Genomic DNA, 12,662 nt, shown 5'->3' with positions numbered 1-12,662 from the left:
CCGCCGTCGCCCCGCGCCGCGGGGGTGGGGGGGCGGGGCCCCGGGGGGGGGGGCGCGCGGGCCCCGCCCCCCCCCCCCCGGCCCCCCCCCCGCCCCCCCCCGGGCCCCCACGGCCGCGGAACCCGCCGGGGCCGACCGGCTCCCGCCGCTGGACGGCTCCTTCGAACTCTCCGACGTCTCCTTCTCCTACGGCGCCAACGCCGACCCGGTCCTGGACGGCTTCGACCTCGCGGTGCGCGACGGCGAACACCTGGCCGTCGTCGGCCCCTCGGGCATCGGCAAGTCGACCCTCGCCGACATCGTCGCCGGCGTCGTCGCCCCCGGCCACGGCAAGGTCCTGCTCGGCGGCGCGGCCCCCGCCGAACTGACGGGCACCGACCTCGCCCGGGCCCGGGTGCTGCTCCCGCAGGACCCGTACGTCTTCACCGGCACCGTCGCCGAGAACCTGCGCTGGCTCGCCCCGCACGCCACCGACTCCGCCGTCCTGACGGCCGCCCGGGCGGTCGGCGCCGAGCCCCTGCTGCAGCGCCTCGGCGGCCTGGACGGGCAGCTCGCCCCCGCCGCACTCTCCCCCGGCGAGCGCCAGCTGATCGCCCTCACCCGCGCCCACCTCAGCGACGCCCGCCTGGTCATCCTGGACGAGGCCACCCGCCACCTCGACGCGGCCGCCGAACTCCGGGTGGAACGCGCCTTCCGCGCCCGCCCCGGCACCGTCGTCACCATCACCCACCGCCCCGGCCCGGCCCGCCGTGCGGACCGGGTCCTGTTCCTGGACGGCTCGCAGCCCCGACTCGGCACGCACGCGGGCCTGTTGGCCGACGCCCCGGCCTACCGCCACCTCACCGGCGAACCGGCCCCCGACGCCCCCGATGCCGCCGGTGCCGCCGGTGCCGCCGGTGCCCGCCCCTCCTCCGGGACGTGACGGGCGGCCCGTGCCTTCGGGCCGCTCACTCCGGCTCGCCCTTGCGCAGCCGGATCATCTTCGCGAGCTCCTGGAACCCGACTCCGCTCAGCACCCCGTCCCGGTAGTCGCGGGCCTCGGGGCGAAGGGTCTCGGGGAGCGGGCAGAGGTAGCTGAAGAACCAGACGTGGGCCGCCTTGTCGCGGTCGTCCATCGTCCTCCAGTGGTGTCCGCACTCCGCCGCCAGCGCGCGAAGGCAGGCGGCCAGGGCGGCGGCCTCGTTCCCCTGCCACAACAGCTCCACCCACAGCTCGAAGTTCCGCGCGGCCTCCGCGGTGTCCTCCGCCGAGCCCTCGCCCCTGAAGATCCGGGTGACGATCACTGCTTGCCGTTCGGTCTTCTCCGTCATGGCGTCATGATCGCCGCCGTGTGCGGATGTGGCAATGGACCCGCAGGCGGCCGAGCTGGCCGACGCTCGTCGGCCGGCTCGGCACCATCGGGATCAGGCGACTCGGCGGCTCAGCACCCCGGACGGATCGTCAGCTCGCTCAGCGTCCCGTCCAACGGGAAGTCCAGCACCCCGACGAGGGCCTTGGCGGCGGACTCCACGGTCAGGCAGATCCCCGGGTCGTACTCCAGGCCGAGCGCGCCGTGCAGCCGGACCTGCATCGGCGTGTCGACCTCGCCCGGGTACACCGACGTCACCCGCACCCCGTTGCGGAACTCCTCCGCACGCAGCGACTCCGCCAACGCCCGCAGCGCGAACTTCGAGGCCGCGTAGCCCCCGAGGCGCGGCGGCGCGTGCAGCCCGGCCCCCGAGTTCACGAACACCACCCGCCCCGGGGCCGCCCGCAGCGCGGGCAGCAGCGCGCGGGTCAGCTCGGCCGGCGCCAGCAGGTTGACCGCCAGCATCTCCTGCCAGACGGCCGCGTCGAACTCGGCCACCGTGCCCGGCTCCAGGGCGCCGGCCACGTGCAGCAGCGAGTCCAGCCGGTCCGGCAGCTCCTGCTTCTCCAACTCGGCGGCCAGCGAGGTCGGTTCCGCGAGGTCGACCGCCACCGTGCGGCACCCCGGGAACCGCGACCGCAGCACCTCCGCCCGTGCCTCGTCCCTGGCCAGCAACCACAGGTCCTCGCCGCGCTCGGCGAGCAGTCCGGCCACGGCCGCACCGATTCCGGAGCCCGCTCCGGTGATGAAGTGAACGCCCATGGCCGCCCACCTACCCCCGACCACCGCGCCGGAACGGCGCATCGGCGCCGGCCTGACGCACGCCCCGGGGCACGCGCCCGGCCACGCACACGCCCCCATCGGCCGGCGTAACTCCCTGCATTCATAAGCCTGTTGGACCGAAGTGGCCGATCTCCACGGCGCCGCGCCCACACCATCGTTCGCATCCGCACAGCATTGCCCCGGGCACCCTCCGTGACCGGCGGGCGGGAGCCGTGCGCGGAAAGTCGGCGGGTCCGACTTTCCGCGCACAGGCACCCCGTCGTCGCCGACGACGTCGACGGGACCCGGCCGGCCGCACCGGAGCGTTCGCGGGAACTTTGCGCCCGCGCGCCACCTCCCCGGCGACCGGCCCGTGTCGATCGTGTAGGGAGCTTCACGGTGCCGCATACTCGCAACCGCAAAAGCTCCATATGTGAGCAAAACACCCGCCAGAGTCTGGCGGAACGAGTCCAGCGGAGGACACATGGCCACGCCTCAGAGCAACCCGGCCGACGACCCCGTCGTCGCGGCGCCGACCTACCTGGCGGACATCCGCACCTACTTCCGGCCTGAGGACGTGGCCCACATGGCCGCCAAGGGAATCGACCTCGGCACCTACGACGGGGTGAAGAAGAACGCCCTCGCGGTGTTCACCCACACCGCGCCGCCGAACGCGGACATGCCCCCGGACGCGGCGGGGCAATGGAGCGCCAACCGCTCGCAGACGTTCAAGAACTGGATCGTCAACGGCTTCCCCCTCGGCACCGCGCCGACCGCACCCCCGGCGCCGGGCCCGGCACCGACCCGGCTGCGCAAGGACATCACGACCCTGACGGCCGACGAGTTCGCCCTCCTCACGACGGCGTTCAACGGCGTACTGGCCCGCAGCACGACGGCGCCGGACGGCTACTTCGTGCTCGCCGGGAAGCACGGCCTCCCGGAGAGCTGGTGCCTGCACCACGAGAACCGCTTCAACCCCTGGCACCGCCAGTACCTGATCGAGTTCGAGGACGCGCTGCGCTCCGTCCCGGGCTGCGCGGACGTCACGCTCCCCTACTGGGACATCTCGACCCCGCTGCCGGACCGCCTCCAGCACCCGCCGTTCGACCGGTACGTCCTGCCGACCGACCCCGGCGCCACCGCGAATCCGCCCGTGACCGGGTACTTCCCGTACACGACCCAGCGCTACTCGCTCGCCGACATCACGACGAACCTCACGACCTACAACGTCCTCGGCGAGATCACCACCTCGCTGGCCCAGTCGCTGTGGGGCGCGTACAACACGAACGGCTACCAGGACTTCTCGATCCAGGCCCACGACGGCGGCCACGGCTCGATCGGGCCGACGATGGCCGACCAGAACGTCTCCTCCTTCGATCCGGTGTTCTGGTTCTTCCACTGCAACATCGACCGGCTCTGGCTGAGCTGGCAGACGAACACCAACGCGACCACGCTCGCCGGGTTCCGCACCACACTGGCGGGCCAGGACGACACCTGGCTCAAGAGCTCCCCCTTCGACTCACTGCCGCCCTTCACCCAGACCGCCGAGCAGATGATCGCCACGGACATCTCGTACGACCGCCTGGAACTCGCCGGCCACGCGGAGACCACCATGGAGAACCTGTCCGGCAGCATCGACGCCGCCCGCACCTTCGCGTTCCGGAGTTCCGACCCGGTCTCGGTGCGGGTCAAGGGCATCGACCGGCTGAACATCCCGGGGTCGTTCAGCGTGACCCTGCTCGCCGACGCCGAGCCGATCGCGTCGCGGTTCTTCTTCCAGCCGAACAACCCGCGGGGCTGTGAGACGTGCATGAAGAACGGCGTCATCAACCTCGACTTCCGGATGCCCCAGGCCCAGCTGATCGATCGGACGCTGTCCGTCCGGATCGACGTGGCGGGGCACTCCGACGAGATCGGCACGGCCTTCCCGCTCTCCCAGGCGGGCAATCCGACCGTCAACGCGCGGCTGCTGGTCGGCGAAGCGTAGGAATCGCGCTACTGCCGTCGGTGACACCGCCATCACTCGTTCGTGTGACGCGCGATCAGGACGTTCCGGCGCCGCCCCACCGTGGGCGGCGCCGCTGCCGTCTGCCCTCTGGTGTGTAGATCAGTTGATCTGACAGTGTCACGTCGCTCCCCGGTGACCGGAATTCGATCTTGCTGCCGGGCGCGGCCCTCCCCAGGATGACGCACCGGCGGTGGGGCCCGCGGAGGCAGGGCTGTGCCCTCCGACCTGTCACCGACTGCGAAGGGCGCGCCTGATGGCTGATGCCACGATCGACCTACCGCTGAGCTTCGACGTTCCCGAGGCCTTCACCGACATCGACTTCTCCGTGTCGGCGGAGGTGAACACCAACCGGCTGATCGAGCGGCTGAACATGGTCGACCCGAAGCCGTCCGACGAGGAGATCGGCGCCGCGGTCATCACCCAGCAGTCGATGTACGAGCTGCTGTCCGCCGCCGGCGCCGTCTACGCGGGCACCCTGCTGTACGGGCCGTCCAAGGAGCAGCCCGAGGCGAAGCTGGCGTCGGCGATCCTCGCCGTCACCGCCCGCCCCAGCGAGCTGGCCAACGACCAGACCGTGCACCGCCTCGCCCGCACCATGGGCGCCATCTACCCGGACGCCGAGGTCGGCGTCGTCCGCCTCGAAGCCCCAGGGGCTGGATCAAGGACGACCGGCTGTACGACCTGATCGACATGGCGCTGGCGCTGCAGGCCGAGCTCCAGTTGCAGTGCCTGCTCACCGACCGCGAGTTCACCCGCGTCATCCAGACCCGCGGCCAGGAGTTCGCGTGGCTCAAGGCCGAGGCGGCCCGCAAGGCCGCCGAGGAAGCAGCCAAGGGAAGCTTCTGGGGCCTGTTCGGGGACATCCTCGGCATCGTGTCCGCCGTCGCCGGTGTCCTCGCCCTGATCCCGGTCCTGACCGCGATCGCCGGCCCGGTCGCCGCGGTCACCGCGATCGCCTCGCTCGGCGCCCACACCGTCGACGCGGCGATCAAGGGCGACTGGGACGCGTCCACGATCGTCGGCCTCGGTGCCGACGCGCTCGCGGCCCTGCCCGGCGTGGGCGCGGTCGCCAAGGGCCTCAAGGCGGGCCGGGCGATCACCAAGACGATCGGTGTCGGCGCCAAGGCCAGTTACAAGGCCAGCGTCGGGGTCCGCCGGGCCGGGCTCACCTTCCTCGCCGAGACTGGCGGTTCCGGGGCCTCCGACGCGACCAAGGTGTTCAACTACATCGGCACCAAGGGCGCCAAGGTCGTCGGCGCCTCGGAGAAGGCGGGGAAGCTCACGGGCAAGGTGCTCCAGGGCTCCGTCAACCTCTCCACCCAGGTTCCGCTGGTCGTCGAGATGTCCACGGGCGCGGACATGGGCCAGGAGAAGGACTACGCCAGCCGCGCCGCGCTGACCGCCAACTACGGTCAGACGATCGGCAGCTGGGGCGTGGTCGGCAGCGCCGCCCAGAAGGCCGGTACCGTCTCCCTCGCGACCTTCGCCAAGATCATCGGCCGCCGCTGACCCCACCCCGTCCCGCCCCGCTGCCCGGCCCCGGGCGAGCGGACGCCCCCGAAACCACCGCGACAGCAGGAAGAGAGCCACCGTGGAACCCGGAGACGACCGCCCCGCCCGCACCGCCCCCAGGGCGGCCGCGGCCGCCCTGGGGGCGGTCTTCTTCGTCCTCGCCGTCACCGTGCCCGCCCGCTGGGCCTACGGCGTCGGCGCCCTGCTCCTCGGCGTGTCCGTCCTCCTGGGCCGTCGGCCCCGGCGCTGACGGCCCACCTGCCGGCCTCGTCCCGCACAGGAAGTCGGCGGATCCGACTTCCTGTGCTCGTGCCTCGATTCAGGGGCTGATGGCGTGCTCGACGAACTGGCCGCAGTCGCGGAACCCCAGGCGGTGGTAGACGGGGCGGCCCTCCTCCGATGCCTGCAGGACGGCGGTGTGGTGGCCGTGCGCGCGAGCGGTGCGCAGGGCGGCGAGGGTGATGGCCCCGCCGTAGCCGCGACGGCGGTGGGCGGCCAGGGTGGCGATGTTGTAGAGGCCCGCGACGTCCGCGTACAGGAAGACCTCCGCCGAGCAGACCGGCCGGTCGTCGACGTAGCCGACCAGGTAGCGGGCCGGGCAGTCGGCGGCGCCCAGACGGGATGTTCCGTCTCACTCATGGTGTTGCTCCCCTCACGTGGAAGTCGGGGCGTTCTCTTTCAGGAGCGGCCGAACCAGCGGCGCTTGGGGCGGGGTTGGGGCACGGCGCCGTTAGCCGCGACCACTGCCGGGTCGTCGTACTCGCGGGAGATCACGTGGACCCGGCCCGACGCGGCATCCACGCGCACGGTGTCCAGGCCCTGGCGGTCCAGGTCGGCGATGGCGTCGGCGTGGGTGGTGGTGTTCAGATTGAGCATCCCGACCTCCGGATGCTCCGGACCGAGCTCCACCTCCTCGCGGAGCAGGACCTGCATCAGGCGGTGGGCGGAGGCCGAGGGCAGGTCCTCGTCCACGGCGATGTGCAGCATCAGCTGTTCCTTGCCGCCGACCCGCCACCGAACGTGCGTCACCCACGCCGAGCGGACGGCCGGGAACTCGCGGATCCGCCGGGCCAGCGCGTCGCGCAGGGCGACCGCGACCGGGTCGGCGGACCAGTCGAGCTTCATCTCCGCGCCGGACCCGAAGGTCGCCCAGCGCCGCAGTGCCTGCTCAGGGAGGATCGCCTGGCCGTTCCCGGAGCGGACCGCGAGCACAGCGACGCCGGCCTTCTCCAGGATCTCGCACAGCCGCGCCGCGTCGCAGTGCACCATCCCGGCGGCCGCCGGCAGCAGTCGCGCGCCGACCGCCGCGTCGGTGAACCCGAGCAGCGTCGGCGACTGCTCGTCGTCGACGCCGAACACCACCGATCCGGCGTCAGTGACGGGAACGAACACCCCGCCCTCGAACAGTTCGGTCAGCACCGCCTCCGGCCCGGGTTCGTGCCCTTCCGTCCAGCGGTCGAGAAGGTCGGCGAGAGGTACGTTCGCATGCTCGATCACGCGTGCAGCGTAGTGCCCGGGCGGCCAATGCCGACAAGCGCCCCATCGGCAGTCAGCCGTCACCCTGGCCGTGTCGGCCAGCAGAAGCCTCGTGCCAGGCTCACCAGTTCGTCCGGCTGCTCCAGTTGGACGGCGTGGCCACTGTCGATCTCCGCGTACCCGCTCGCGGGGATCGCGGTGTGCGGGGCCTTGGCGTGGTGGGCGGTACCAGATAGTCCTGGGCAGGCCGACGACGAGAGTGGGCGGGGTGATCCGGCCGAGGTCGATTGACCGGCTGGGCGGAGCTGCTGCGCGAGAAGGCGGCGGGTCCGACTTCTCGCGCAGGCCACGGCCGGCCCATCCGGTCACGTGAATCGCCCCCTGACCAGACGCGGCAAGGCATACCCGATCAGCCGGAATTCGTCATCCCACCCAAGGGAACACGCCGTGCCGACACCTTGCGATGGCTGATCCGCCAGCCGTCCGCGGTGCGCACGACGGTGTCGTCATAGCTGACGGAGCCGCAGGAGCCGTCCGCCTTGATGCCCAGCCCCTTGGACCGGACGTGCACCCGGCCGTCCGCCGACGCCGTCACGACGACGTTGGTGACGTGATGCGCGACGGGGTTGGCAAGTCCCAGCGCCCAAGCGGCTTCTCGGACGGCGTCCAGCCCGAGCAGCGGCCCCTGGCCGAAGTCGGTGAGCTCGTAGACGACATCGGAGGTGAACAGTTCGTCGAAGCGGTCAAGGCTTCCGTCGTCGACAAGGTGGCCGTGCAACGAGATCAACTCGTGGATGGCCAGGCGATCTTCGAGAGTGTGTGACATCCCGCGATCGTCTCCTACGGTCTTGAGTGGGAAGTCGGCGGGGCCGACTTCCGGTGCGCATGCCGCGGCCGCCCGGTGGGTCCGGCCGGGCGGCTCGGGCGGCTCGCGACGCGGCGTCTGGTGACAGAGCTACGGCGAGCGCCGCATCTGTCCGGCCCTCAGCGGGCGAGCTTGGAGATCTCGGCGGCGACGGCCTCCGGGTCGGCTGCCACGCTCACCCGGGCGACACCGTCCAGGCCGGGGTGGGTGCCGACGCGGACGGAGTGCCGTGCGTTGCGCAGCAGGTCGAGGTCGTTGATGTCGTTGCCGAAGGCGTTGTAGTCCTCGATGCCGAGCGAACTCAGCGCCTCCCACTTGTTCGTGGCGCCGGGGGCGAAGTCGATGATCGCCTCGTCGAGGTGGTGGTTGACGGTCATCCCGAGTCCTCGACCGGCCTCCGCCAGCGCCGCCAGGTCCGTCGCGGCGACGACCAGGAACTTCACGACGGCGGGCAGTTCGGGCAGCTCGACCCGCCGGGCGAGCGCACCCTGGTCGACGCGGCCGAGGATCGGGTGGTCGGCCGGGCCCGTGTAGGCGTAGTCCCAGGGGCCGTCCGCGAGGTACCCCGCCTGGAACCGCTCCACCTCGGCCAGCAGCCGGCCGAGCTCCTCCGCCTCGAACGCGGCCCGCGCCCGGACCTCCCCGTCGACCGAGACGAGGCTGCCGTTGCCGCCGATCAGCGTCGCGGCGGGGAACGCCCCGCCGAGGACGGGCAGCAGGTCGCGGACCGGCCGCGCGGAGGCGAACACCAGCCGGTGTCCGGCGCGTTCGCAGCTCTCGACGGCCGCGAGGATCCGGCCGTCGATCGCTCGCCCGTCGAAGCAGAGTGTGCCGTCGATGTCGAAGACCGTGGTGCGGGCGCTGGAAGTGATCATCAGAAGATCGTAGCGAGTCACCGCCGTACACGATCCATCGGCCTCCGGGGTCAGCCCTGCTGACGGACACCCCGGGCCTGCTCGACCTCGTCGAGGTGGGATTCGCCCCACGCCAGCAGGGGTTGCAGTGCCTGCCTGAGCGATCGTCCGAGGTCGGTGAGTTCGTACTCCACGTGCGGCGGCACGACCGGGTACACCGTCCGGCTCAGCAGGCCGCTGTGCTCCAGCGAACGGAGGTGCTGGGTGAGCACCTTGGGGGTGATGCCGACGACGGACCGCTGCAACGCGCTGTAGCGGGCCGTCCCTTCGGACAGCACGCACAGGATCGACAGCATCCACTTGTCGGCGATCAGGTCGAAGACCCGACGGGTCGTGCAGCCCTGCGCCAGCTGCGTCGGGGTGGTGACACTATCCATGAGGGAAGTATGGCACTTTGTTGTGCATACTTCCTGGTCAGGGGCGTACTCCCGAGACTGGACGCGTGACTACATCGGAATTCACGGACACGCCCACGGCCGTTCAAGGCTCCGGGGCGGTCCTGGCCGTCCTGTGCACCGCTCAGGCGCTCGACATCATGAACCTCTCCTCCGTCAACATGGCGCTGCCCGAGATGGCGCGGGACTGGAACGCCTCCCCCGAGCAGCTCTCCTGGGTGGTGTCCGCCTACTCCCTGATGTTCGCCGGCTTCCTGATGGTGGCCGGGCGGGCCGCCGACCTGTACGGGCGGCGCCGGGCGCTGCTGGCTGGGATGGTGCTGTTCGCCGCGGCGTCCGCGGTGGTGTGGGCCTCCCACTCGCTGCTGCTCGCGGTCACGGCCCGGGCCGCCCAGGGAGCCGGGGCGGCGGTGACGGTCTCGGCCGCGCTCGGGCTGATCGGCGCCCTGTGGCGTCACGAGCCGGGGCGGTCGAGGGCGTTGGGCGCGTTCGGCGCCATGGGCGGCGTGGGTCTGGCGTTCGGGCTGGTCGTCGGCGGCGCGCTGGCGGGGTCGATCGGGTGGCGGGCGATGTTCACGCTGAACGTCCTGGTGGTGCTCGCACTCGTCGCCGGCGTGCTCGCGCTGATCCCCGCGGACGACCCGCGGGACCGCGCCCGCGGACGCCTCGACCTGCCCGGCGCGGCGCTGGTGACGCTCGGTCTGCTGGGCCTCTCCCTGGCCCTGACCCGGCTCGGCGATGACGCGGCCGACAGGGCCGGTTGGGCGGTCGCGGCCGGTGCGGTGGCCCTCCTGGCCGGCTTCCTGCTCTGGCAGCGCCGGGCGGCTCAGCCGCTGGTCCCGCCGGCGGTGTGGCGGCGGCCGAACCTCGCCGCGGCCCTGGCGGTCGCCGTGTTCATGTACGCGGGATGGGTCGGGGTGAACTACTTCGCCGCCCTGCTGCTGCAGAACGTGCTCGGGTTCAGCCCGCTCGCCACGGGCGTGGCCTTCCTGCCGTTGGCCATCGGCGGCACGCTCCTGCCGCTGGCCGCGGGGCACCTGGTCCCGCGCGTGGGTGTTCGCCGGCTCATGCTGTTCGGCCTGACCTGCTACACGATCGGTCTCGCCCTGTTCGCCCTGGTCGGCCCGGGAGCGAACTACTGGGCCGTCATCCTGCCGATCCTGGTCGTCCTCATCATCGGCCTCTCGCAGACCTTCGTGTCGGCGAACATCACCGCGCTGTCCGGTGCGGGAACCGACGAACAGGCCCTGGCCGGCGCCATGTTCAACACCGCGCTACAGATCGGCGGCGGGCTCGGCCTCGCGGTCCTGTCCACCGTCGCCGCCACGGCCGGGGACGACCTGCTGACCGGCTACCGCACGGCCTTCCTCACCGCTGCCGGCATCGCCCTCGCCGGGCTACTCACCGTCCTGGCCGGCATCCGCGGCCCCCGCGGCGCGAACGGCTGAGAGCGGCGGAGAGCGGCGGAGGGCCGCGACCCCGCGCAGCGGTCCGCGGCCGTCCGACCGCGCCCTACGCTCTGCCCCACGGCCGGGGCCCGCCGACTGCCACGCGGCCGGGCACGCGGCCGGGGCCGAGGACAACGGGCGGGGAGCAGGCCTGAGCGACCGCCGGCGTCGCCGGGTTCTCCGCCCACCCGGTTCCGCGCGAAGTCCTAAGGCTTCGTCATGCGCCGGACCAGTGCGACCAGGGCCTCCCGGTCCGCGGCCGGGTCCGCCGCGCCGCCGAGGAGCAGGCGGACCATCTGCGGCAGGGTGAACCAGGCGTTCACCAGACCGATCACCGCGAACATCGTCCGCCCCGGGTCCACGTCGTCGGCCACCCAGCCGTCGCGCTGCGCGGCGGCGACCACGGCGACCTTCTCGCCGAGGTGCGCGGCCCGTTCCGGCCCGGCGGCCAACTCCTCGTCGGGCGTGCCGCGTTGCAGCCCCTCCCAGGCCAGCAGCCGGGAGAAGTGCGGACTCGCCGTGTGGTGGTCGTAGACGCGGCCGGCGTAGTCGCCGAGGTCCCGCCCCTCCCCCAGCACCATCGGCACGGCCTCCGCGAGCTTGCCCAGCTCGGACCTCAGCACGGCGGCGAACAGCTTCTCCTTGTCGCCGAAGTACTGGTAGATCCGCTCCTTGTTCACGCCCGCCCGGGTGGCCACCCGGGCGATCCGCGCCCCGTCCGGGCCGAATTCGGCGAACTCCTCGACCGCGGCGTCGAGGAGGAGCTGCTGCGTGCGTGCGGTGTCCCAAGCCATGGCCCAAGGGTAACCCAAATCTCCAACCGCATGGTTGGACATCCGCGCCGACGTCTGCCAGACTCCAACCAACGGGTTGGAGATTCGGGCTCCAACCGCCAAGGGGAGGCACGCATCATGAGCACCGACACCATCACCGCGCCCGCCACCGCGGCTCCGACCATGCCCGCCATGCCCGCCGCGCCGGCCATGCCGTCCGTGCACCGCCGGGCGCTGATCACCTGGCTCGCCGTCTACCCGACCATCACCGCCGCGTTCCTGCTGCTCGGCCCCTACCTCGGCAGCCTGCCCGTGGCGGTGCGGACCCTGGTGATGACCGCCCTCGTCGTCCCGGTCGTCGTCTACGCGGTGATGCCCCTGCTGCTCAAGGCGGAGCGCAAGCTCCCCCGCCGGAAGTGACGCCGCCGCCGGCCGCTCCGGTCCGTTCAACCGCGGAACGGCGCCTCGGCGGCCCAGGCCAGCAACATCCGCAGGGCGTCGTGCGACGCGCCGCCCGGCTCGGCGGCGTACATGATCAGCGCCTGGTCGGGATCGTCCGCCGCGCGCAGGGTCTCGTAGGCCAGTTCCAGGTCACCGACCACCGGGTGGTGGAACCGCTTGGTTCCCGAGGTCTTGTCCCGCACCGGGTGCCCGGCCCACCAGCGCCGGAAGTCCTCGCTCTTCATCGACGACTCGCCGATCACGGCGGGGACGGCCCCACACGGGTGGCGTGGAGACGTTCACCCGGTACGTCCCACTGTGTGCGAAGCGCCCTGGGCGCGCCACTCGCCGGCCGAACCGGCAAGCGCCGCTTGACGATCGGCGGGGTGCACGCCGGGTGAGCGCGACCGTCAGCGGTCGGCCTGGAAGCCGTTGATCTTGCTCAGCGGGCCCTTGCTGTCGTCGGCGTAGACCGGCTGCATCTGGACGTCGCCGACGATCTGGAACAGCTTCTTCGCGGGGTCGGCGGTGGTCGGGTTGCAGTTCGGGTGGCCGACGCACCAGGAGCTTATGATCCCAAGTTCCTTTGTTTGCCGACGAAGCGTCTTGCCGCCCACCCCGTTCGCGCCCCGCCCCCGCCGCAAAACCCCGTGCGCCGAACAGCCGAGGCCTCACCCGACCGGCCGAGGGCGACCGGCCGAGGGCGACCGGCCGAGGGCG

The 12,662-nt window shown here is 72.2% G+C and carries 16 protein-coding genes and 1 pseudogene; 7 read left to right on the top strand and 10 right to left on the bottom strand.

What is annotated here, in order from left to right:
• The first annotated feature begins 232 nt into the window (after window positions 1–232).
• On the top strand, window positions 233–922 hold the full coding sequence (locus ACPC54_RS34125; protein ID WP_498970336.1) for an ATP-binding cassette domain-containing protein: 690 nt from the start codon (window positions 233–235) through the stop codon (window positions 920–922).
• Between the two features lie 25 nt (window positions 923–947).
• Here the strand turns inward: ACPC54_RS34125 and ACPC54_RS34120 are convergent, their stop codons facing one another.
• A complete protein-coding gene (locus ACPC54_RS34120) occupies window positions 948–1,310 on the bottom strand; it encodes a hypothetical protein (RefSeq protein WP_498970335.1) in 363 nt (120 codons plus the stop codon).
• A gap of 110 nt (window positions 1,311–1,420) precedes the next feature.
• Complete coding sequence (locus ACPC54_RS34115; protein ID WP_498970334.1) at window positions 1,421–2,110, bottom strand: SDR family oxidoreductase; 690 nt, start codon at window positions 2,108–2,110, stop codon at window positions 1,421–1,423.
• Window positions 2,111–2,594: 484 nt separating this feature from the next.
• Here ACPC54_RS34115 and ACPC54_RS34110 point away from each other — a divergent pair, with 484 nt between their 5' ends.
• From ACPC54_RS34110 to ACPC54_RS34095, 4 genes are all read left to right on the top strand, one after another.
• A complete protein-coding gene (locus ACPC54_RS34110) occupies window positions 2,595–4,097 on the top strand; it encodes a tyrosinase family protein (RefSeq protein WP_498970333.1) in 1,503 nt (500 codons plus the stop codon).
• Window positions 4,098–4,371: 274 nt separating this feature from the next.
• A complete protein-coding gene (locus ACPC54_RS34105) occupies window positions 4,372–4,803 on the top strand; it encodes a hypothetical protein (RefSeq protein WP_498970332.1) in 432 nt (143 codons plus the stop codon).
• Between the two features lie 5 nt (window positions 4,804–4,808).
• Window positions 4,809–5,627 (top strand): hypothetical protein, encoded by an 819-nt coding sequence (locus tag ACPC54_RS34100; RefSeq protein WP_498970331.1) that lies wholly within the window; start codon window positions 4,809–4,811, stop codon window positions 5,625–5,627.
• A gap of 82 nt (window positions 5,628–5,709) precedes the next feature.
• Complete coding sequence (locus ACPC54_RS34095; RefSeq protein WP_498970330.1) at window positions 5,710–5,880, top strand: hypothetical protein; 171 nt, start codon at window positions 5,710–5,712, stop codon at window positions 5,878–5,880.
• A 69-nt stretch (window positions 5,881–5,949) separates the two neighbouring features.
• Here the strand turns inward: ACPC54_RS34095 and ACPC54_RS34090 are convergent.
• The 5 genes and pseudogenes from ACPC54_RS34090 to ACPC54_RS34070 form a co-directional block, all read right to left on the bottom strand.
• Window positions 5,950–6,240, bottom strand: a pseudogene (locus tag ACPC54_RS34090) (GNAT family N-acetyltransferase); the annotation flags it as partial.
• 68 nt (window positions 6,241–6,308) lie between these two features.
• Window positions 6,309–7,127, bottom strand: coding sequence for a hypothetical protein (locus ACPC54_RS34085; protein ID WP_498970329.1), 819 nt, complete (start codon window positions 7,125–7,127; stop codon window positions 6,309–6,311).
• 388 nt (window positions 7,128–7,515) lie between these two features.
• Window positions 7,516–7,932, bottom strand: a complete 417-nt coding sequence (locus tag ACPC54_RS34080; RefSeq protein ID WP_498970328.1) for a nuclear transport factor 2 family protein — start codon at window positions 7,930–7,932, stop codon at window positions 7,516–7,518.
• Window positions 7,933–8,090: 158 nt separating this feature from the next.
• Window positions 8,091–8,846 carry an HAD hydrolase family protein gene (locus ACPC54_RS34075; protein ID WP_498970327.1) on the bottom strand — a complete coding sequence of 252 codons (756 nt, stop codon included), beginning with the start codon at window positions 8,844–8,846 and terminating at the stop codon, window positions 8,091–8,093.
• A 50-nt stretch (window positions 8,847–8,896) separates the two neighbouring features.
• Complete coding sequence (locus tag ACPC54_RS34070; RefSeq protein WP_498970326.1) at window positions 8,897–9,262, bottom strand: winged helix-turn-helix transcriptional regulator; 366 nt, start codon at window positions 9,260–9,262, stop codon at window positions 8,897–8,899.
• A 65-nt stretch (window positions 9,263–9,327) separates the two neighbouring features.
• Here ACPC54_RS34070 and ACPC54_RS34065 point away from each other — a divergent pair, with 65 nt between their 5' ends.
• Window positions 9,328–10,728 (top strand): MFS transporter, encoded by a 1,401-nt coding sequence (locus ACPC54_RS34065; RefSeq protein WP_498970325.1) that lies wholly within the window; start codon window positions 9,328–9,330, stop codon window positions 10,726–10,728.
• A 206-nt stretch (window positions 10,729–10,934) separates the two neighbouring features.
• Here the strand turns inward: ACPC54_RS34065 and ACPC54_RS34060 are convergent, their stop codons facing one another.
• Window positions 10,935–11,522, bottom strand: coding sequence for a TetR/AcrR family transcriptional regulator (locus tag ACPC54_RS34060; protein ID WP_498970324.1), 588 nt, complete (start codon window positions 11,520–11,522; stop codon window positions 10,935–10,937).
• Window positions 11,523–11,639: 117 nt separating this feature from the next.
• Here ACPC54_RS34060 and ACPC54_RS34055 point away from each other — a divergent pair, with 117 nt between their 5' ends.
• A complete protein-coding gene (locus ACPC54_RS34055; protein ID WP_498970323.1) occupies window positions 11,640–11,921 on the top strand; it encodes a hypothetical protein in 282 nt (93 codons plus the stop codon).
• Between the two features lie 26 nt (window positions 11,922–11,947).
• On the opposite strand, the gene ACPC54_RS34050 is transcribed toward ACPC54_RS34055, so the two are convergent.
• Both ACPC54_RS34050 and ACPC54_RS34045 read right to left on the bottom strand, forming a co-directional pair.
• The gene (locus tag ACPC54_RS34050; protein WP_498970322.1) at window positions 11,948–12,205 is read right to left on the bottom strand and encodes an MmyB family transcriptional regulator; all 258 of its coding nucleotides are present in this window, start codon (window positions 12,203–12,205) and stop codon (window positions 11,948–11,950) included.
• A gap of 147 nt (window positions 12,206–12,352) precedes the next feature.
• Window positions 12,353–12,559, bottom strand: a complete 207-nt coding sequence (locus tag ACPC54_RS34045) for a hypothetical protein (protein WP_498970321.1) — start codon at window positions 12,557–12,559, stop codon at window positions 12,353–12,355.
• Window positions 12,560–12,662: the final 103 nt, after the last annotated feature.

The sequence above is a fragment of the Kitasatospora sp. NPDC094028 genome (genome assembly GCF_049543595.1).
Taxonomy (GTDB): domain Bacteria; phylum Actinomycetota; class Actinomycetes; order Streptomycetales; family Streptomycetaceae; genus Kitasatospora.
This window is presented reverse-complemented; position numbering and strand designations above follow the sequence as displayed.